Genomic DNA, 19,415 nt, shown 5'->3' with positions numbered 1-19,415 from the left:
TGACTGGTTACACTGAGGCGTCCGGTCCCCGAACCTGCACAGGAAGCCGCCTGCGTGACGACCACCCGACGCACCCGCGTCCCCCAGCACCGCATCGCCGAGTCCGTCGCCGCCGAGCTGCGCACGCGCATCCTGGGCGGCGAAGACGACTACACGCTCCCGACCCAGGACCAGCTGGTGCGGGAGTTCGGCGTCAGCTACCCCTCGATCAGGGAGGCCATCCGCATCCTGGAGACCGAGGGCCTGGTCACGGTCCGCCGCGGCAAGGTCGGCGGCGCCGAGGTGCACCGCCCCGACCGGTCGTCGGCGGCCTACCATCTCGGGCTCGCGCTCCAGGGCGGCCGGGTCACGCTCGGGGACCTCGCGGGCGGGCTGCGGATGCTGGAGCCGATCTGCGCCGCCGAGTGCGCCCGGCGGGAGGACCGCGCGGAGGAGGTCGTCCCGGTCCTGCGCGCCAATATCGAGAAGTGCACCGCGCTGGTGGACGACGGCGTGGCGTTCACGCAGCTCGCGCGGGAGTTCCACGACCTGCTCGTCGCGTTCACGCCGAACGCGACCGTCCGGCACGTCGTCGGCAGCCTCGTCGCGCTGTGGTCGGCGCAGGAGGAGGCGTGGGCGGAGGCGCTGACCCGGCGCGGCGAGTACCCCACCCGCGACGAGGCGATGACGGCCGTCCGCACCCACCGCCGGATCGTCGACGACATCGCCGCCGGACGCGCCGGGGAGGCCGAGCGGCACGCCTGCGCCCATCTCAACGCGACGCAGGCGCTGCTTCTCGAGCACTTCGACGACGGCGTCGTGAACGCCGCGTCGCCCGCCGCCCGGCGGGCGATCCACTCCAGCCTCCCGGCGCGGCACTGACGGCGGGCCGGTCCGCTACCGGGCGGTCCATCCGCCGTCGACGACGACCGTCTGCCCGGTGACGTAGCTCCCGGCGTCGCCCGCGAGCCAGACGACGGCGCCGACGATGTCGCCGGCGCCACCCTCCTTCGGCAGCGGCGTGTTGCGGCGCAGGTACTCGGCCGGGCGTTCGTTCTCGTAGAGCGGGCCGGTGATCTCGCTGCGGAAGAAGCCCGGCGCCACCGTGTTCACCCGGATCGAATGCCGAGCCCATTGCACCGCCAGCTCGGCGGTGAGGCCCGACAGCGCGGCCTTGCTCGCGGCATAGGACGCTTGCGGGATCCCCGGGATGCCGACCCGGCCGCTGATGGACGAGACGTTGACGATCGAGCCACGTCCGACGGCGCGCATATGGGGGAAGACGGCCTGAGCGAGCAGGAACGGTGCCACCAGGTTGAGGTCCAGGGTCCGGCGGACGGCGTCGAGCGGTTCGGATTCGGCGCGCTCTTCGGTGAACATGCCGCCGGCGGCGTTGACGAGGATCTCCGGCGGCCCGAGGCCGTCGGCCACCGCGGGCACGACCGTCCCGACCATGCCGGCATCGGACAGATCGCACGCGACGGCGAGGCCGTCGATCTCCTCGGCGAGGCCGTCGAGCCTGTCCCGGCGGCGGGCCACCACGGCCACCCGGGCGCCGAGCTCCGCCAGGGCCCCGGCGACCGCGGCGCCGAGCCCGGAGGAGGCTCCGGTCACGATCGCCACCCGGCCGTCGAGGCCGAACATCCTCTGTGCGGCCGCGTCGCTGTCCGGCGCCACGCGAACCTCCTTTCCTCGCAGAATGCCGGCCGTCACAGGACTTTCAGTCGCGGGAAGGCGCGTGCCGTGCGACGAGCTCGGCAAGCCCGGCGCGTTGCACCTTCCCCATGGCGTTCACCGGCAGCGCGTCGACCTGCGACCAGATCTCCGGAACCTTGTAGGAGGCGAGTTCGCGCCGGCACGCCTCGGTGAGCGCCCCGGCGTCGAGCCGCGCACCGGAGCTCTGCACCACGGCGGCCACCCGCTGCCCGAGGCGCTCGTCGGGCACCCCGCACACCGCCACCCGGACGACGCCGGGATGCGTCATGATCACTCGCTCCACCTCGAGCGGGTAGACGTTCGCCCCGCCCCGGACGATGACCAGTTTCTTGCGGTCCAGCACGGTCAGCCATCCGTCGCCGTCGACCGTACCGACGTCCCCGGTCGGCACGGGACCCGGCTCCGGGGGGCGGACGCGGCCTTGCTCCCAGTACCCGAGCAGCGGCGTCCACGCACCGGCCCAGGGCCCGTCGACGGCAGGGCTCAGCCGCAGTTCACCGAGCTCGCCCGCGGGGAGGCGGCGGCCCTCGTCGTCGTAGGCGGCGACGTCGAGGTGGGGCAGCACCCGGCCGCTCGCGCCGGGTCGCCACTCCTCCCCCGGCGGGTCGATCGACACGACCGTCGGCGCCTCGGTCAGTCCGTACGTCGAGCGGGGCACCGACCCGTGCGTTTCGGCGAACGCCCGGCGCAGCGCGTCCGGCGTGTCACCGCCGCCGCTCCACACCTCCCGCAGCGGGCCGAGGTCGACTTCAGGACGCGCGGCGAGGTCGTACAGCTGAGCGGGGGCGGCGTTCCACACCGTGACGCGCCGCGTGGAGATCCAATCGGCCACGCCCTCGACGTCACGCCGGTCCATCACGACCGCGCACCCGCCGGCCTGCGCGGTGAGCAGGGTGGACAGGACCAGCAGGTTGAGGATCGTCAGCGGGAAGCTGTCGCCCTTGCGCAGTTCCGGCCCCCACCCGCGGGTGCCGACGAGGACCGCGCCCGGCAGGAGCAGGTTGCGCTGGCTGTGCACGACCGCCTTGGGACGCCCCGACGTCCCGCTGGTGAACGCGATCCCGGCGGGGGCGTCGAGGTCCGGCTCGACCCGCGGGGCCGGCTCGTCCCCGGCCATGAGATCCGCCCACCGGTCGAGGTCGATACGGCCCGGGACGCCCAGCCGGCAGCGCGGTCCGGCCAGGACGACCGCTGGATCGCAGATGCCGTGCAGTTCCTCCTGCTCGCTCGCCACGAGGGCTTCCCCGATCCCCGTCCAGACGGCACCGATCCGCTGGGCCCCGTGGAAGGCCGCGACGATGTCCAGGTCGTTGGGCAGGCTCGCGGCGACCCGGTCGCCGGGACGCACGCCGAGCGACCACAACGCGCCGGCGGCGCGCCGGGCGCGGTCGTCCAGTTCCGCGTACGACCAGGCACCGGACGCCGCCTCGACCGCCGTCGCGTGCGGGCGCGCGGCGAGCGGGGCGTCGAGCACCGCGGCGATGGAAAGGGGGAGGTCGGCTGCGGTCTCCCTGCTGCTCATGACCCTTTGATATCACTATCCTTGCAAGGATTGATAGCATCGCGGCGAGCGAAGCGCGACGATCCGGTGGGAGTGGCCGATGCCAGACGAGCGTGAACGCCATCCGGGACCGCTGTCAGGAGTCCGGGTAGTCGACCTCACGGCGATGGTCATGGGCGCGTACTGCACCCAGATCATGGCCGACATGGGCGCGGACGTGATCAAGGTCGAGCCTCCCGCCGGCGACAACACCCGCTACATCTCCGTCGGGCCGGAACCGGGAATGGGCGGCGTCTTCGTCAACGTGAACCGGGGCAAGCGCAGCGTTGTACTGGATCTGCGTTCCGGCGAAGGCAAGGACACCCTTCGCGGGCTCATCGAACAGGGCGACGTGTTCATCCATTCGATGCGCGCTAAGGCGATAGCCGACCTGGGATTCGGCTATGACGATGTGGCCGCCCTCAACCCGTCGATCGTCTACACGAACTGCTACGGGTACGGCCGCCGCGGTCCCGACGCCGACCGCACCGCTTACGACGACACGATCCAGGCGGAATGCGGGCTGCCATTCGTCCAGGAACAGCTGACCGGGCAGTCCGGCTATGTCGGGACCATCATGGCCGACAAGGTGGCCGGGATGACGGCGCTGTACGCCACCATGATGGCGCTCTTCCACCGCGAGCGGACCGGCGAGGGCCAGGAGGTCGAGGTCGCCATGTTCGAGACCATGGCGTCCTTCATGCTGGTCGAGCACGCCAACGGCGCGATGTTCACCCCTCCCCTGGGTCCCGCGGTGTACCCGCGCGCCATTTCGCGCAACAGGAAGCCCTACCGCACGCAGGACGGCCACATATCCGCGCTGGTCTACAACGACAAGCAGTGGTCGGCGTTCGTGGCCGCCGTCAAGCCCGAGTGGGCGGACGAGCGGTTCGCCACCCTCGAACAGCGGGCACGGCAGATCGACACCGTCTATGCCCTGCTGGCGGAGACCTTCACGCGCCGAACGACCCGGGAATGGCTGGATCTGCTCCGGTCGCTGGACATTCCCGCCGCGCCGGTCCGCACGCTCGATGAACTCTTCGACGATCCGCGCCTGAACGCCGTGGGCTTCTTCGAGACCGTGGACACCCCGAACGGGCCGACGCGCTTTCCCGGCACGCCGGCCTGGTTCTCCCGGACGCCGGGCCGGATCGCCGGTCCCGCGCCCGGGCTCGGCGCCCACACGGCGGAGGTGGTGGACGAAGCCCGGCGGCTCGGCGGACTCGTCAACGGCGAGAAGAACTGAGATGAGAACCGAAATGACCGGCACCGCAGAAGCCTTCAGCGCACGCTCCTGGCTGTTCGCCCCGGGCGACAGCGAAAGAAAGACGGAAAAGGCCGCGGCCTCCCCCGCGGACATCGTCCTCCTCGACCTGGAGGACGCGGTGACCGAGGAGCGCAAGCCCGCGGCCCGGACGATGGTCGCCGAATTCCTGCGAAGCCGCCTCGAGGAGGGCAAGGAACGGCTGTGGGTGCGGATCAACCCGCTGGACGGCCCCCACGCACTGGCAGACCTGGCCGCGGTGATGCCCGCCCGTCCCGGTGGCGTCATGCTCCCCAAGTCACGCGGCCGCCAGGACGTCGAGCGGCTCGACCACTACCTCTCCGCGCTGGAGGTCTCCGCGGGCATCGAGCAGGGTTCCACCAAGGTCATCGCCCTGGTGACGGAAACGGCCGAGGCGATGTTCACCACCGGCACCTACAAGGGGGCTCCGCGGCTGGCCGCCATGACCTGGGGCGCCGAAGACCTCGCCGACGCCGTGGGCGCCGGCGCCAACCGCACCCCCGACGGCGAGTACGGCTTCACCTACGAACTGGCCCGGAGCCTGTGCCTCCTCGGTGCGTCCGCCGCCGGAGTGGCGCCCGTCGACACCATCCACGGCGACTTCCGCGATCCGGAGGGGCTGCGCAAGCGGGCCGAGAAGGTGCGCCGCGACGGCTACCGCGGCATGCTCGCCATCCACCCCGCCCAGGTCGACGTGATCAACGCGGCCTTCACCCCCACCGAGGACGAGCTGGCCGCCGCGCAGGAGATCGTCGACCTGTTCGCCGCCCACCCGGGCGCGGGCGCCCTCGGCCACCGGGGCGCCATGCTCGACCGCCCGCATCTCGCCCGCGCGCGGGCCCTGCTGGCCTCGGCCGGACGCGCATGACGGCCGGCACCGATGCCGCGGGCCTGGACCTGAGCCGGTTCCTGCGTCCCGGCGACCACATCGTCATGGGACAGGCGTGCGGCGAGCCGACCGCTCTGGTCGAGGCGCTGATCGCGCAGGGCCGCGACATCGGCGGGCTGTCGGTCTTCATCGCCACGAGCTTCTCCGGCCTCTTCACCCCGGACGCGGTGGACGGTCTCGCCGTGTCCAGCATGGGGGCGATCGGCGCGCTGCGCGCGCTGACCAAGGAGCACCGGCTCGGCGTGATCCCCTGCCATGTCGGCCAGGTCGGCCCGATGATCGAGGCGGGGCTCATCCCGTGCGACGTCGCGTTCGTCCAGGTCAGCCCGGCCGATGCGAGCGGAGTCCACAGCCTCGGCCTCATCAGCGACCACGTCCTGGCCGCCGTCCGCAAGGCACGCGTCGTCATCGCTGAGGTGAACGAGCAGGTGCCCTTCACCCATGGTGAAGCGCTCCCCGCGGCACGGATCGACTGCGCCGTGCACGTCTCGCGTCCCCCGGTCGAGGTCCCTCCGGCGAAGATCGGCGAAACGGACCAGGCCATCGCCGAGCACGCCGCCGCCTACATCGAGGACGGCTCGGTCATCCAGACCGGCGTCGGCGCCGTCCCCGACGCCCTGCTCCGCCTGCTCGGCGACCGCACGGATCTCGGCGTCCATTCCGGCATGCTCGGCGACGGCCTGGTCGACCTCGTCGAGGCGGGCGTCGTCACCAACGCGCGCAAGCCCATCGACCGCGGGGTCTCGGTCAACGGCGCCCTGATCGGCACCCGGCGGCTCTACGAGTTCGCCCACCGCGACCCGCGGATCCGCATGTGCGCCACGGACTACACCCATGACCCGGCGGTGCTCGCGCGGCTGGAGAAGCTGGTGACCCTCAACTCGGCGATGGAGGTCGACCTGACCGGCCAGGTGAACGCCGAGCAGAGCGGCCCGGCCTATCTGGGCGGCACCGGCGGGCAGGCGGACTTCGTGCGGGCGGGCGCGCGCTCGCCCGGCGGGCACGCGATCATCGCGCTGCCCGCCACGGCCCGGCGCGGCACGGTCAGCAGGATCACCGCCGCACTGTCGGGCCCGGTCACCACGCCCCGCAGCGACGCGGACGTCATCGTCACCGAGTTCGGCGCGGCCGAGCTCAAGGGGCGGTCCCTCGCCGAGCGCGCCCGCCGCCTCGTCGCCATCGCCCATCCGGACTTCCAGGAGGACCTGGCGCGCGAGGCGCACGCCATCCAGCACCGAGGATTCTGACGGCCCGGACACGACGCCGGGAGCGCGCTCACGCCCGCACCGCGATCACCCACCCCCGTCAGCCGGGGATGTTGGGCTCGCGCACGTTGATCAGCGGACGCAGGTACGACGGGTCGCGGCGGTCGCGCGACGGGGCGCCGTTGGCGTGTACGCCGGGCACGTCCGCGAACGGGATGGGCAGGGTCGGCACCAGTCCCGACCATTCGACCGCATTGGTGCGCAGGGCGATCTTCCATTGCCCGTCGCGGCGCTCCAGCCGGTCGATGTAGCGTCCGCCCGCGGCCCAGTTGGACTCGTCCCGGTTACGGCCGACGAACAGGTAGTACGTCTCGGTGTGGGCGGTGTCCCGGTCGATGTCGCAGGTGTGGTTGAGCAGGTTGTGGTGGGTCGCGGACTGCCCCTGCCCGTGCAGCCGGGACGCCCACGCGAAGAGGTCCGCGGGGCCGCCGACGAAGTCGCCCGCGGCGATCGCGGCGTCGGGGTGGAAGGCCGAGAGGAACAGGTCGCGGTCGAAGCGGTCCATCCCCCGGCTGAACCGGGTCAGGCAGTCGAGGATGTCCTGCCGGTCGAGCAGGAGTTCCAGGCGGGCCGCGCGGTCAGTGTCCATGGGGTTCCTCCGCGATCGGGCGCCAGAGTGGCGCGCCCCGCTCCGCCCGCAGCGAGGGGACGACCTCGCCGCCGACATCGGTGACGCCGTACTCCCGGGCCAGTTCGGCGGTGATGAACGTGCCGCCCGACCGCTTCATGACAGCGGGGTCGGCGGCGAGCGCCGCGATCACCCGTCCGGGGAACTCGGGCGAGCAGCCGTTCTCCGGCCGTGTCGCCGCCCCGTCCTTCAGGCCGGCGATCCGGGCGAGGTTCCGCTCCGCCCGTTCGGTGAACGTCAGGCCCTGCCACAGCGAGACGGACGCGACACCGTGCGGCTGCAGTTCGATGGCCATGTCGCGCGCCATGCGGTCGGCGGCGGACTTGGTCATGCCGAAGATGACGCCGTAGGTGTAGGCCACACCGGTGTAGCCGGAGACCGCGACGATGAGGCCGGATTTCCGCGGTGTCATGATCCTCGCCGCGTGCCAGGCGGCGACGTAGTGCGACCGGACGCCGACGTCCACCATCTCCCAGTCGGAGAGCGGCTTCTCCCAGAAGGGGGCCGGATCGGTCAGGTCCGCGGGAATCGAGAAGGCGTTGTTGACGAGGACGTCGAGCCGTCCGCGCTCCCGCCGCACGCGCGCGAACAGCGCCTCCACCTGGTCGTCCTCGGCATGGTCGACCTGGACCGCGACGCCCTCGCCGCCCCTGCGGTCGATCGCGGCGGCGGTCTCGCCGACCGTGCCCGGAAGGGGGTGGGTGCCCGGCGTGACCGTGCGCCCGGTGACGTAGACGGTCGCTCCCTCCGCCCCGAGCGCCAGCGCGATCCCCTTCCCGATCCCGCGGCTGGCGCCCGTCACCACGGCGACCTTTCCCGCCAGCGAACTCATCGGCCGAAGAAGGCTTCGCCAGGGCCACCGACGGCGCGGCCGTGACAGTGCCCCGCGGTGAACGGCGCGCGCGGCTCTGTGCGGATCGTGTCCGTCACGGGGCGGCCTCGCCGGGGGCGTAGCCGAGGATGCCCTTGATCTCCAGGTAGTCGTGGAAGCCGAACTCGCCCCACTCGCGCCCGTTGCCGCTCTTCTTGTAACCGCCGAACGGGGCGCCGAAGTCGAAGCCGTCGTTGATGGCGACCGACCCGGCCCGCAGGCGCCGGGCCACGGCGCGGGCCGCGTCGAGGTCGGCGCCCGCGACGAACCCGGCGAGACCGTACTCGGTGTCGTTGGCGATCTCGACGGCCTGGTCGACGTCGTCGTAGCCGAGGATGGTCGCGACCGGCCCGAAGATCTCCTCGCGGGCGATGGTCATGTCGTTGGTGACGTTGGCGAACACCGTCGGCCTGACGTAGTAGCCCTTCTCCAGCCCGTCGGGACGGCCGGTCCCGCCGGCGACCAGGGTGGCGCCCTCGTCGATGCCCTTCTGGATCAGCGCCTGGATCCGGTCGAACTGATCCGCGGCGACGACCGGGCCGAGCACGACGTCGTCGGCGGGATCGCCGACGGTCGCCTGCGACGCGGCCTCGCGGGCGGCCTCGATCGCCTCGTCCATGCGCGCGTTCGGGACCAGCATGCGCGAGGGCGCGCTGCAGGTCTGCCCGGAGTTGCCCATCATGCTGGTGACGCCCTTGGCGACGTTCCCGGCGAAGTCCGCGTCGTCCAGCACGATGTTCGGGCTCTTGCCGCCCAGCTCCTGCGTCACCCGCTTGACGCCGGCCGCCGCGTTCCGCGCGATCTCGATGCCGGCGCGGGTGGAGCCGGTGAAGGAGATCATGTCGACGCCGGGGTGCGCCGACAGCGGCGCGCCGACGCTCGGGCCGTCGCCCTGGACGAGGTTGAACACCCCGGCGGGGACGCCGGCGGCGTCCAGGATCTCGGCGAAGACCTGCCCGGTGAACGGCGACCGCTCCGACGGCTTGAGCACCGTGGTGCAGCCGGACGCCAGCGCGGGGAACACCTTCACGGCGATCTGGTTCATCGGCCAGTTCCACGGGGTGATGAGCCCGCAGACGCCGATCGGCTCCTTGACGATGAGCGAGGCGCCGCGCCTCTCCTCGAACGCGAAGTCCTTCAGCACCTCGATCGCCGTGGTCAGGTGCCCGATCCCGAGCTGGACCTGGAAGCCGCCGGCGAGCGAGGCGGGCGCGCCCATCTCCTCGGTGAGCGCGGCGGCGAGGTCGCCGGCGCGCTTCTGGTAGGCGTCCAGGATGCTCTGGAGGAGGTCGAGCCGGTCCTGGCGGGTGCTCGCCGACCAGCTCGGGAACGCCTTTCGGGCGGCCTCGACGGCCTTGTCGACGTCGGCGGCCGAGCCCAGGGCGACCCTGCCGGCGACCTCCTCGGTCGCGGGGTTCACCACGTCGAACGTCCGCGACTCCGCCGGGGCCGTCCACCGGCCGCCGATGTAGAACTTCAGGTATTCGCGCATGACTCGCCCATCTCCTTCTCGGACTTCCCCGACCGCCGGATCACTGCATCCCCTCGGCGTACCAGGTGCGGAATTCGGCGTAGCTCGGCATTTCCTCGGAGTTCGCCTTCGGGTCGACCGCCACGTGGACGACCCCGGGCCTCCCCGCGGCGAAGGCGCGCTTGATGGCGGGGGCGATGTCCTCGTCGCGCTCGACGTACTCGCCGTGGCAGCCGAAGCCCTCGGCGACCTTGTCCAGGCGGGTGTCGGTGCTCCAGTGCACGCCCGTCTCCGCCGAGCCCTGCCCGAAGGTGCGCTTGTAGACGCCCACCTCCAGGCCCCAGGCGTAGTCGACGGCCACGACGCAGACGAGCGGCAGCCTCAGCCGCGCGGCGGTCTCCAGTTCCGCGATCTGGAACAGGAAGGAGGAGTCGCCGGTGACCAGCATGACCGGGCGGTTCCCGCCGTCGGCGACCGAGGCGCCGACCGCGTAGGGCAGGCCGGTGCCGAGGTGGCCGAAGTTCTGGTTCCACATCACGTCGTGCGGCTTGGCCTGCGAGTACGTCCACTGGAAGATGGTCGTGGCGCCGCCGTCGCGCACCATGATCCCGTCGGCCGGGAACACCTTGGTCGCCTCGACGACCAGCCGCGCCGGGTGCACCGGCGACATGCCGGCCGGGGCGGTCTCCGCCAGTTCGGCGAGGCGGGCGGCGTCGCCGGCGATCCAGCCCTCCAGCTCCTTCGACGGCTCGCGCGGCGCGTCCTTCAGGGCGTCGACCAGTTGCGGGACGATCGCGCGCAGGTCGCCGACCAGCGGCACGTCGATCGGGCGGTTCACGCCGATCGCGGCCGGGTCCTGCTCGACGAGGATCCACTTGCGGTTCGCCTCGTTGTCGAGCCAGTGCCGTCCGCGCCCGTAGTGGACGGGCTCGCCGAGCTCGGTGCCGATGGCGAGGCACAGGTCCGACTTCACGACGGCGTCGACGGCCGACGGGGAGAAGCCGTAGGGGAAGGTGCGGTCCTCCAGGCCCCTGATGTAGGACGTCCCGCCGGACGTCTGGACGACGGGGCAGGCCATCGCGTCGGCGAGCGCCTTGACCGGCTCCGCGGCGCGGGCGGTGTGGACGCCGTGCCCGACCAGCAGGATCGGCTGCTCGGCGGCGCCGATCAACCGGACCGCCGCGGCGACCGCGTCGGCGCCGGCCGTCTGGCCGACCAGCCGGTACCGCTCGGGCGGCAGCGCCGGCGGAACGTCGAGCTCCTCCTGGATCACGTGCGACGGGTACTCGATGTAGACGGGGCCGGGCGTCCCGCTGAGCGCCCTGCGCAGGCCCTCGCGGACGATCTCGTCGGTCTGGTCGGCGTACTCGATGCTGGCGGAGTACTTCACCGAGTTCTCGAACAGGCCGGCCTGCTGGACGAATTGGATCCGCCCGCGCCGGACGCGCTGCTCGGTGATGCGGGCGCGCTGCCCGCCGAGGAAGACGACCGGCGAGTTCTCGACCTTGGCGCACATGATCGCCCCGGCGAGGTTGGCCATGCCCGGCCCGAGCGTGCCGACGCACACTGCGGCCTTGCCCGTCATCCGCGACACCGCCTCCGCCATGAACCCGGCGGACTCCTCGTGGTGCGGGGCGACGACGTTCCACCCGCGCTCTTCGGCGAGGTGGAACATGTGCACGAAGTTCGGGTCGGGAATGCCGAAGATGGTGTTGATGCCCTCGGCTTCGAAAAGCTCGAGAATGCGTTCGTAGACTTTAACCGCCATGCCGGCTCCCCTCATTGGCCATCGCGAAGCTTCTGCTGATGTGGTCGACATGGGCCGAGGGGACGACCGGCAGGATCCAGGGGTCGCGCGTGTCGCGGATGGCGGCGATCTGCTCGCCGACCTGCTCGATCGTCCAGGACGGCCGGTACACGCCCGGGGTCTCGCCGATGAAGGCCCGCGCCACCCGTCCGGCGATCGACACCAGCATCTCCCCGGTGATCGAGCAGGACTCGTGCGCGAGCCAGCCGACGGCGGGCGCCGCCAGTTCGGGCTCCATCGGCGGGTAGGCCGAGGTGTCGATGCCGCCGGCCATCCGCGTCACCGCGGCGGGGACGATGACGTTGCATTTCACGCCGTGTTCCGCGCCTTCCAGCGCGACCACGTTGGACAGCCCGATCACGCCCGCCTTGGCCATGGCGTAGTTGGCGACCTGCTGGTTGCCGTACAGGCCGCCGATGGATGAGGTCAGCACGACGCGCCCGTATCCCGCCTCGCGCATGACGGGGAACGCGGCCCGGACGACGTGGAAGGCGCCGCGCAGATGGACGTCCAGGACGGCGTCGAGGTCTTCGTGCGTCATCTCCGTCAGCGGCGCCGGACGGTGGTTCCCGGCGTTGTGGACGAGCACGTCGATCCGGCCGAAGTGGTCGAGCGCCGCCTCGACGACCGCCTGCCCGCCCGCGGCCGTCGCGACGGACGCGTGGCTGGCGACGGCCTCGCCGCCGGCCGCCTTGATCTCCCGGACGACCTCGTCCGCGGGGCCGGGGTCGGTGCCGTCCCCGCTCATCGCGCCGCCCGGGTCGTTGACGACGACCTTGGCACCCTTCGCGCCGAACAGCAGGGCGTAGGCCCGTCCCAGCCCGCGCCCGGCGCCGGTGATGACGGCCGCCCGGCCGTCGAACCGGAGGTCAGCCATGGACCATGCCCTCCATGTCGCCCGCGTCGCGCCACGCCCGCAGCAGGTCCTCCATCGCGTAGAAGCCCGGCCAGTAGGGCTCCCCCAGGTGCGACCGGATCCTCTTCTCGCCTTCGCCGTTGTAGTAACCGGGCGTGCATTCCCGCTCGAAGTTGCTGTTGTCGATCGCGGTCTCCTTGACGGTCCTGCACCAGCCGGCCTGCGCGTCGGCGGCCGGTTCCACGGTCGCGGCGCCGCGCGCGAGCGTCTCGCCGACCAGGTAGGCGATGTGCCTGGCCTGCTGCTCGAACATCGCCGTCGTGCTCGCGGTGACGCCGCCCTGCAGGAACCCGGTGAAGAACAGGTTGGGGAAGCCGTGGGTGGTGATGCCGTGCAGGGTGCGGTAGCCGTCGGCCCACCGGTCGTACAGCGACACGCCGTCGCGGCCGGCGAACGGCCGGATGCCGAAGCGGCGGTCGAGGTCGGTGGTGATCTCGAAGCCGCTGGCGAAGACGACGCAGTCGACCTCGTGCTCGACGCCCCGGGCGATGACGCCCTTGGCGGTCATGCGCTCGACGCCCTTGGTGGCCGACACGTCGACCAGGGTGACGTTGGGGCGGTTGAAGGTCGGCAGGTACTGGTCGTTGAAGCACGGCCGCTTGCACAGGAAGCGGTAGTAGGGCTTCAGCGCCTCGGCCGTCGCCCCGTCCTCGACGAGGGCGTCGACGCGCTGCCGCAGCCGCTCCATCACCCGGTAGTCCACGACTTCGCGCAGCTCCATGAACTTCGCGGGGTCGGCCATCGCGGCCCAGCCGCCGGTCCGGTCCAGGTGCGCGGCCAGGTTGCGGCTGATCTCCGTCCAGCCGTCGCAGACCAGGTCCGGCTGGCCCGGGCCGAACGCCTCGAACGCCGCGGTGTGGAAGTTGCGGCGCCGTTCCTCCTGCCAGCCCGGGCCCAGCGTCCGCACCCACGCGGGGTCGGTCGGCACGTCGCCGCGCTCGTCGATGGTCGACGCCGTCCGCTGGAAGACGTACAGGTGCTCGGCGGCACGGGCGATGTGCGGGATCACCTGGACGCCGCTCGCCCCGGTGCCGATGACGGCGACCTTCTTGCCGGCGAGTCCGTGCAGCCCGCCGCTCATGTCGCCGCCGGTGTACGCGTAGTCCCAGCGCGCGGTGTGGAAGGTGTGCCCCTGGAACTCGGTGATGCCGGGGATCCCGGGGAGCTTCGGCCGGTTGAACGGCCCCTGGCACATGACGACGAAGCGGGCCCTGAGGTCGTCGCCGCGGTTGGTGCCGATCCGCCAGCGCTTGCTCGCCTCGTCCCACTCCAGCGACTTGACGAGGGTGTGGAAAAGCGCGTTGTCGTAGAGGCCGAAATGCTTGCCGATGCGCTGGCAGTGCTCGTAGACCTCGCTACCGAAGGCGTACTTCTGCTTGGGCATGTAGCCGACTTCTTCGAGCAGCGGCAGGTAGCAGTAGCTGTCGGTGTCGCACTGGATGCCCGGGTAGCGGTTCCAGTACCAGGCGCCGCCGAAGTCGCCGGCCCATTCGACGACCCGCAGGTCGGTGATGCCGGCCCGCTTGATCTCGGCCGCGGCGACGAGGCCCGAGAAGCCGCCGCCGAGGACCACCACGTCGATGTCCTCGGACATCGGCTCCCTGGGCTGGACCGGCAGGTACGGGTCGGACTCGTAGAACTCCGCGAACTCGCCCTCGGTCACCAGGTACTGGCCGCGCCCCTCGGGGTGCAGGCGCTTGTCGCGCTCGTACAGGTACTTCTCTCTCAGGGCGTCGCGGTCGACTTCAGGAGTCTGCGTCGGCGCGCACTCTTGCTGCATCCAAGGATTCCTCGGTTCGGGGGCGGTGACTCCGGGTCGTCCGCCGTCGCGTCGATGGGGGGACCGTGGTTCAGGCGAGGCCGCGCGGTGCGCCGGTGCCCATGTACTCGGCCAGGTTGTGGTGGAGGTTCACCACGCTGCGTTCGCGGTAGGGATTGGGCTTGGGCCCGGAGAAGCCGCGCGACTTCATGCCCTGCTGGACGGCCGCCATGTTGGAGAAGTCCTGCGGCAGGACGGTGCGCCAGCCGGGGTCGTCCTGCGGCGTGTGGATCCACTCGGTCTCCGGCTCCTCGCCGGGCGGGAACAGCTCGTAGACCGCCGCCTCGAAGACGCACTTGCCGGGGTCGTGCCCGTACGGCCGGAACCGGTAGCAGAGCATGTTGTTGGGCGCGTGCCCGATCTGGAAGTTGGGGAAGATCTGCCACGCGGTCCCGGACCGGGCGGTGATCTCCGGCGGGACGGTCGGCCAGACCACGCCGCGCTCGGCGTCCCTCCTGCGGGCGGTGGCCAGCCAGTGCCCGAGCACCTCGTGCGCCGGGGTGTCCGCGGGCAGGTCCTTCACCAGCTCCTGCGCCGCCTCGACCAGCGTCCAGGTGGTGTTGGTGTTGGCGTTCTCCCAGGTGAAGTTCTGCAGCTCGGCCGTCGACACGCGGGGGTCGTCGCCGGTGCCGAGCCGCAGCTTGGCCTGGTTCTCGTCCATGTTCTTGGGGGCGTCGTAGCCGATGTTGCTGTGCCGGCCGTGCGACCTCGCCCAGCCGAGGAACCCGCCGAACCGCATGAACTCGGGGTGGGTGTAGGGGACGTGGTAGGTCTCCATGAACGCCTCGAAGGCGACCTTCCAGTTGCAGTCGAAGACCAGCCAGCGCCGCCACCGGTAGCGCATGTTCTCCAGGTGGAAGGGGTCGAGCAGGGACGCCGCGGGTTCGAGGTAGTCGCCCAGGGGCTCGCAGTCCGGATCCATGTTGATCCAGATCCAGCCGCCCCAGGTGTCGACCTCGACCTGCTTCAGGGCGATCCGCTCGTCGGTCAGCCCGCACGGCCAGTCCTCGCGCTCGGGGACGTGGGTGCAGTCGCCGTCCACGCTGTACCGCCAGCCGTGGAAGCCGCAGACGAACTGGCGGCCGTGGCCGCGGGCGTCGTGCGCGCCGGGCGGGGTGTCGACGAGCCGCCGGCCGCGGTGCGAGCAGACGTTGTGGTAGGCGCGGAACCGGTCCCGGGCGGTGCGCACCACGATGATCGAGTCGTCGACGATGTCGTAGGTGAGCCAGTCGCCGACCTCGGGCAGCTCCTCGACCCGGGCGACCTGCTGCCACACCCTGCTCCACAGCCGGTCCCCCTCGGCGCGGGCGTACTCCTCGGAGATGTACGCCTCCACGCCGATCGTCATCGGCTCCGACAGGGGCTCGGCCGGGGCGGTTGCCGGGACGTTGTCGAGGGTCTCGCTCATGACTTTCTCCAACCCGCGTCGGGTGTGCGTCGGGGAGATCGGGCAGGTGGCCGAGGCGAACGGCGTGCGGTCGGCGTGTGATGGCGGCTAGTGCGTGATGGCGTCTAATGCGTGATGGCGTCTAATGCGTGATGGCGGCGCGGAAGCCTTCGTCCTTGAGGAACAGGGACGTGTTGTCGGCGCCCAGATGGGTCCACTTGAGGTTGAGGCCGCCGTCGACCAGGAGCGTCTGCCCCGTGATGTAGGACGACAGGTCCGACAGCAGGAACAGGATCGCCCCCGCCTGCTCCTCCGGACGGCCGCGGCGCCCCATGGCGATGGCGCGGCGGTCGCGTTCCTCGTCCCGGTCGACGTAGGTGCCCGAGGCCGGGGTCTCGGTCACGCCGGGCGCGACGGCGTTCACCCGGATGCCGTCCAGGGCGAGTTCGGCGGCCATCGTGCGGGTCGCCGCCACCAGCGCGGCCTTGGCCGTGCCGTAGGCGATGTGGAACGGCGCGGTGTTCATGCCGCTGATCGACGACAGCGACACGATCGAGCCCGGACGGCCCCGCCCCTTCAGCTCGGCGGCGACCGCCTGGCTCATGAAGAACATCGTCTCCAGGTTCTGGTGGAACAGGGCCCGCCAGTCGTCCCTGGTGACGCGCGTCGCCGGCATCCAGGTCGCGGGCGCGGCGCCGCCGGCGATGTTGACCAGCCCGTGCAGGTCGCCGCCGGCCTTCGCGGCATGCTCCATCACGGCCGCGACGCCGTCGTCGGCGGACACGTCGGCCGCGACCGGCACGACGGGCAGCCCGTCCGCCAGAAGGGGCCCGACGTGCTCGTCGAGGTTCTCCTGCCGCCTGCTCACCGCGATCACGGTCGCCCCGGCGCGGGCCACCGCGGCCGCCACCGCGGTGCCGATGCCGCCGCCGCCCGCGCCGGCGACGATGACGACGCGTCCGTCCAACCCGAGGAGATCGTGCTGCATGGCGGGGCTCACCCTTCCCTGTCGAGCTTGCGCAGTGCCAGGACGCTGCCGTCGGCATCGGCGGAGACGTAGAGGGTGCCGTCCGGCCCGGCGGTGAGGCCCGCGAACAGGCCCTGGGGCCCGCTGAACGGCGGCAGGCCCTTCAGCGGCTTCGGATCGACCCCCGGCGGCGGGCCGACCGGCAGATCGCGCGCGATCGTGGTCCGGGATCTGCTGCGAAGGTCGACGCCGATCAGCGTCTTCGCGCCCGCGTCGAGGACGAAGAGGGTCCCGCCGCGGACCACGATGCCCTGCGGCGTGTCCAGCCCGTCCACCACGGTCTCCACATTGGAGCCGGCGGCCGAGACCACCCGCCCGGCGCCGGACTCGGAGACCAGGCAGGTGCCGTCGGCGCCGAACGCCACGCCCATGGGCCGGTCCAGCCCCGCGGCCAGGGTCGTCACCTCGCCGCCCCGCACCGACACCACGCGGCCGGTGCCCAGTTCGGCGGCCACCACGTCGCCGCCGGGCGCGACCGCCACGCCGTAGAGCCGGTCGAACGGCTCGGTCTCCCCTGCCAGCACTTGGTTCTCGCCGCTGCCGGGCGTCCACCGCGCGATCTGGCCGTTGGAGGTGGTGACGACGAACGCGCCGTCTCCGACGGCGGTCGCCCCGCGGATGTAGCCCGGCCAGCCAGGGCTGAAGAGCATTCCCAGCATCTGCAGGCCGCTGCCGGGCGAGTACCGGTGGAAGTAGGTTCCGTCGGCGACGTACAGGACGCCGTCGTCATCGACGGTGAGGTCCAGCGGCCAGGTCAGCCCCTCCGGCAGCACCGCCCGGGTCCGGCCGCCGCCGAGGATCTCGGTGATCTGCCCGGTGAAGCCGGAGACGAACAGGCGGTCCCCCACGAAGGTCAGGTTGTCCAGGCCGGGTGCGATGGTGGCCAGGACGGTGCGCTCGCCGCTGCGGGGATCGATCCGCAGGACCTCCCCGCTGCCCACCTGCGTGGACACGATGCGTCCCTGGGAGTCGAACTTCACCGCGTCCGGAACGCCCAGGTCTCCGGCCACACGCTCGGGTTCGCCGCCGTCCGGGTCGATCCGCCAGATGTCGTTGCCGCCGAGCGTCGGGTAGTACAGCTTGCCGTCCGGCCCGACCTCCATGGCGTTGGGCATGGGCAGGTTCTCCAGCAGCACCCGCGGCGCGCCGCCGTCCAGGTCGAGCTCCATCAGGCGCCCGCCGATCCGGCACTCGTTCACGAACAGCCGGCCCTGGTGGAAGGTGATGCCGTTCGCGCCCGGCAGGTCGTCGCGCACGACCCGCGTGGTCCCGTCCGCGCCCCGTGCGCTCACGCGCCCGTCGTAGTACTCGGTGATGTAGAGGTCGCCCAGCGGGCCGAAGTCGACGTCGTCGGGCGCGACGACGTCGCCGCCCTGGGCGCTGACGGTCTCCAGCTCGCCGGTGTCGACGTCGAGCGCGCTGATCTGGCTGCCGGCCACCTGCGCCACGTACACGCGGCCGTCCGGGCCGGTGCGCAGGCCGTTGGCGCCGAACAGGCGGCTCGGCGGCGTGAGCCTGTCCAGGCTCCACCCCTCGGCGAGGCCGACCGGGGCCGCGCCGGTGTACCGCGCCTCTGAACCCACCATGCTGACCCGACCTCCAGCAGCCGCGACGCGAGGATCACGCCTTATCGCAGTACGAGAACCGGACTCTCGTGTGTGGCGAATCTAACGACGAAGAAGGGTGAACGCAATAGTCTTGCAATCCTTGTAATGATGACGAGGTGATGCCTACGATGCGGGCCGGGCCGGTCCGTGGCAGGCGCGGCCATTTTCGCTGCGGCGCCCTCGGAGCCGGCAGGACGAGGAAGGGCGGGTCACCAGTGTTCTCGGCGATTCTCATCGAGCAGGGCGATGCGGGGCGGACGGCCGCGCTCACCACCCTGGACGAGGCCGAACTACCCGACGGCGACGTCACCGTCGAGGTCGCCTACTCGACGCTGAACTACAAGGACGCCCTGGCGATCACCGGCCGGTCGCCCGTGGTGCGCAGGTTCCCGATGGTCCCCGGCATCGACCTGGCGGGGGTCGTCACCGAGAGCGCCCACGGCGCCTGGAAGGCGGGCGACCCCGTGGTCCTGAACGGCTGGGGCGTGGGCGAGAGCCATTGGGGCGGCCTGGCCCAGCGCGCCCGCCTCAACGGGGACTGGCTCGTCCCGCTGCCCGCGAACCTCACGCCCCGGCAGGCCATGGCCATCGGCACGGCGGGCTACACGGCGGGCCTGTGCGTGAACGCCCTCCTGGACCATGGTGTGCGTCCCGACCAGGGCGAGATCCTCGTCACCGGAGCGACCGGCGGCGTCGGCAGCGTCGCGATCGCCCTGCTGAGCAAGGCCGGCTTCGGCGTCGCCGCCGCGACCGGAACACCGTCGGAAAGCGACTACCTCCAGCGGCTCGGCGCCACGGGCGTTCTGGACCGCGCCGAACTGGCCGAAGCCGGCAAGCCGCTGCAGAAGGAGCGCTGGGCCGGCGTCATCGACTCCGTCGGCAGCCGCACGCTGGCGAACGCGTGCGCGCAGACCCGTTACGGCGGCACGGTCGTCGCGTGCGGCCTGGCCCAGGGCATGGACTTCCCCGCCACCGTCGCACCGTTCATCCTGCGCGGCGTGTCGCTCATCGGCATCGACAGCGTCATGGCGCCGGCCGCGCCGCGCACGGCCGCCTGGGAGCGCCTCTCCCGTGACCTGGACCCGGGCGCGATCGACGCGATCGCGCAAGAGATCGCGCTGGCGGACGCGATCACCGCGTCCGACCGGCTCCTCGAAGGCCGGGTCCGCGGCCGCCTCGTCGTGGACGTCAACCGCTGACGCCGCCGT

The 19,415-nt window shown here is 71.9% G+C and carries 16 protein-coding genes; 5 read left to right on the top strand and 11 right to left on the bottom strand.

What is annotated here, in order from left to right; translation table 11 throughout:
- Window positions 1-54: 54 nt before the first annotated feature.
- Window positions 55-861, top strand: coding sequence for a FadR/GntR family transcriptional regulator (locus tag ACA514_RS18750; protein WP_375042450.1), 807 nt, complete (start codon window positions 55-57; stop codon window positions 859-861).
- Between the two features lie 15 nt (window positions 862-876).
- Here the strand turns inward: ACA514_RS18750 and ACA514_RS18745 are convergent, their stop codons facing one another.
- Both ACA514_RS18745 and ACA514_RS18740 read right to left on the bottom strand, forming a co-directional pair.
- A complete protein-coding gene (locus ACA514_RS18745; protein WP_375042449.1) occupies window positions 877-1,656 on the bottom strand; it encodes an SDR family NAD(P)-dependent oxidoreductase in 780 nt (259 codons plus the stop codon).
- A 43-nt stretch (window positions 1,657-1,699) separates the two neighbouring features.
- Window positions 1,700-3,217 (bottom strand): class I adenylate-forming enzyme family protein, encoded by a 1,518-nt coding sequence (locus ACA514_RS18740; protein WP_375042448.1) that lies wholly within the window; start codon window positions 3,215-3,217, stop codon window positions 1,700-1,702.
- A 79-nt stretch (window positions 3,218-3,296) separates the two neighbouring features.
- On the opposite strand from ACA514_RS18740, the gene ACA514_RS18735 reads away from it, so the two are divergent.
- Genes ACA514_RS18735 through ACA514_RS18725 form a run of 3 tightly spaced genes read left to right on the top strand, consistent with a single transcriptional unit; the run spans window position 3,297 to window position 6,656 of the window.
- Window positions 3,297-4,481 (top strand): CaiB/BaiF CoA transferase family protein, encoded by a 1,185-nt coding sequence (locus ACA514_RS18735; protein ID WP_375042447.1) that lies wholly within the window; start codon window positions 3,297-3,299, stop codon window positions 4,479-4,481.
- A gap of 1 nt (window position 4,482) precedes the next feature.
- On the top strand, window positions 4,483-5,388 hold the full coding sequence (locus ACA514_RS18730) for an HpcH/HpaI aldolase/citrate lyase family protein (RefSeq protein ID WP_375042446.1): 906 nt from the start codon (window positions 4,483-4,485) through the stop codon (window positions 5,386-5,388).
- Window positions 5,385-6,656 (top strand): acetyl-CoA hydrolase/transferase family protein, encoded by a 1,272-nt coding sequence (locus tag ACA514_RS18725; protein WP_375042445.1) that lies wholly within the window; start codon window positions 5,385-5,387, stop codon window positions 6,654-6,656. The genes ACA514_RS18730 and ACA514_RS18725 overlap by 4 nt, the downstream gene beginning before the upstream one ends.
- A gap of 58 nt (window positions 6,657-6,714) precedes the next feature.
- Here ACA514_RS18725 and ACA514_RS18720 read toward each other — a convergent pair whose 3' ends face one another.
- From ACA514_RS18720 to ACA514_RS18680, 9 genes are all read right to left on the bottom strand, one after another.
- On the bottom strand, window positions 6,715-7,263 hold the full coding sequence (locus ACA514_RS18720; RefSeq protein WP_375042444.1) for a nuclear transport factor 2 family protein: 549 nt from the start codon (window positions 7,261-7,263) through the stop codon (window positions 6,715-6,717).
- Entirely contained in the window at window positions 7,253-8,134 is an 882-nt protein-coding gene (locus tag ACA514_RS18715) for an SDR family NAD(P)-dependent oxidoreductase (protein ID WP_375042443.1), read from the bottom strand. Before ACA514_RS18715 ends, ACA514_RS18720 begins: the two co-directional genes overlap by 11 nt.
- A 94-nt stretch (window positions 8,135-8,228) precedes the next feature.
- Entirely contained in the window at window positions 8,229-9,665 is a 1,437-nt protein-coding gene (locus tag ACA514_RS18710; RefSeq protein ID WP_375042442.1) for an aldehyde dehydrogenase family protein, read from the bottom strand.
- A gap of 40 nt (window positions 9,666-9,705) precedes the next feature.
- Window positions 9,706-11,412, bottom strand: a complete 1,707-nt coding sequence (locus ACA514_RS18705) for a thiamine pyrophosphate-binding protein (protein ID WP_375042441.1) — start codon at window positions 11,410-11,412, stop codon at window positions 9,706-9,708.
- The gene (locus ACA514_RS18700) at window positions 11,402-12,328 is read right to left on the bottom strand and encodes an SDR family NAD(P)-dependent oxidoreductase (RefSeq protein WP_375042440.1); all 927 of its coding nucleotides are present in this window, start codon (window positions 12,326-12,328) and stop codon (window positions 11,402-11,404) included. Before ACA514_RS18700 ends, ACA514_RS18705 begins: the two co-directional genes overlap by 11 nt.
- A complete protein-coding gene (locus ACA514_RS18695) occupies window positions 12,321-14,147 on the bottom strand; it encodes a flavin-containing monooxygenase (RefSeq protein ID WP_375042439.1) in 1,827 nt (608 codons plus the stop codon). The genes ACA514_RS18700 and ACA514_RS18695 overlap by 8 nt, the downstream gene beginning before the upstream one ends.
- A gap of 70 nt (window positions 14,148-14,217) precedes the next feature.
- A complete protein-coding gene (locus ACA514_RS18690) occupies window positions 14,218-15,594 on the bottom strand; it encodes an aromatic ring-hydroxylating dioxygenase subunit alpha (RefSeq protein ID WP_375042438.1) in 1,377 nt (458 codons plus the stop codon).
- A gap of 121 nt (window positions 15,595-15,715) precedes the next feature.
- Window positions 15,716-16,561, bottom strand: a complete 846-nt coding sequence (locus ACA514_RS18685; protein ID WP_375042437.1) for an SDR family NAD(P)-dependent oxidoreductase — start codon at window positions 16,559-16,561, stop codon at window positions 15,716-15,718.
- A gap of 8 nt (window positions 16,562-16,569) precedes the next feature.
- Window positions 16,570-18,186 carry an SMP-30/gluconolactonase/LRE family protein gene (locus tag ACA514_RS18680; RefSeq protein WP_375042436.1) on the bottom strand — a complete coding sequence of 539 codons (1,617 nt, stop codon included), beginning with the start codon at window positions 18,184-18,186 and terminating at the stop codon, window positions 16,570-16,572.
- A gap of 236 nt (window positions 18,187-18,422) precedes the next feature.
- Here ACA514_RS18680 and ACA514_RS18675 point away from each other — a divergent pair, with 236 nt between their 5' ends.
- Entirely contained in the window at window positions 18,423-19,406 is a 984-nt protein-coding gene (locus tag ACA514_RS18675) for an MDR family oxidoreductase (RefSeq protein WP_375042435.1), read from the top strand.
- Window positions 19,407-19,415: the final 9 nt, after the last annotated feature.

Source organism: Actinomadura sp. NTSP31 (assembly GCF_041951385.1).
GTDB lineage: Bacteria > Actinomycetota > Actinomycetes > Streptosporangiales > Streptosporangiaceae > Spirillospora > Spirillospora napierensis.
Note: the sequence above shows the minus strand (reverse complement) of the source record. Positions and strands in the feature narration are given on the sequence as shown.

Bases quoted from the DNA above. Each gene is read 5' to 3' on its own strand.
- ACA514_RS18695 (WP_375042439.1), bottom strand. From the start codon at position 14,147: ATGCAGCAAGAGTGCGCGCCGACGCAGACTCCTGAAGTCGACCGCGAC.
- ACA514_RS18690 (WP_375042438.1), bottom strand. From the start codon at position 15,594: ATGAGCGAGACCCTCGACAACGTCCCGGCAACCGCCCCGGCCGAGCCC.
- ACA514_RS18720 (WP_375042444.1), bottom strand. From the start codon at position 7,263: ATGGACACTGACCGCGCGGCCCGCCTGGAACTCCTGCTCGACCGGCAG.
- ACA514_RS18705 (WP_375042441.1), bottom strand. From the start codon at position 11,412: ATGGCGGTTAAAGTCTACGAACGCATTCTCGAGCTTTTCGAAGCCGAG.
- ACA514_RS18710 (WP_375042442.1), bottom strand. From the start codon at position 9,665: ATGCGCGAATACCTGAAGTTCTACATCGGCGGCCGGTGGACGGCCCCG.
- ACA514_RS18685 (WP_375042437.1), bottom strand. From the start codon at position 16,561: ATGCAGCACGATCTCCTCGGGTTGGACGGACGCGTCGTCATCGTCGCC.
- ACA514_RS18735 (WP_375042447.1), top strand. From the start codon at position 3,297: ATGCCAGACGAGCGTGAACGCCATCCGGGACCGCTGTCAGGAGTCCGG.
- ACA514_RS18730 (WP_375042446.1), top strand. From the start codon at position 4,483: ATGAGAACCGAAATGACCGGCACCGCAGAAGCCTTCAGCGCACGCTCC.
- ACA514_RS18740 (WP_375042448.1), bottom strand. From the start codon at position 3,217: ATGAGCAGCAGGGAGACCGCAGCCGACCTCCCCCTTTCCATCGCCGCG.
- ACA514_RS18700 (WP_375042440.1), bottom strand. From the start codon at position 12,328: ATGGCTGACCTCCGGTTCGACGGCCGGGCGGCCGTCATCACCGGCGCC.
- ACA514_RS18715 (WP_375042443.1), bottom strand. From the start codon at position 8,134: ATGAGTTCGCTGGCGGGAAAGGTCGCCGTGGTGACGGGCGCCAGCCGC.
- ACA514_RS18725 (WP_375042445.1), top strand. From the start codon at position 5,385: ATGACGGCCGGCACCGATGCCGCGGGCCTGGACCTGAGCCGGTTCCTG.
- ACA514_RS18680 (WP_375042436.1), bottom strand. From the start codon at position 18,186: ATGGTGGGTTCAGAGGCGCGGTACACCGGCGCGGCCCCGGTCGGCCTC.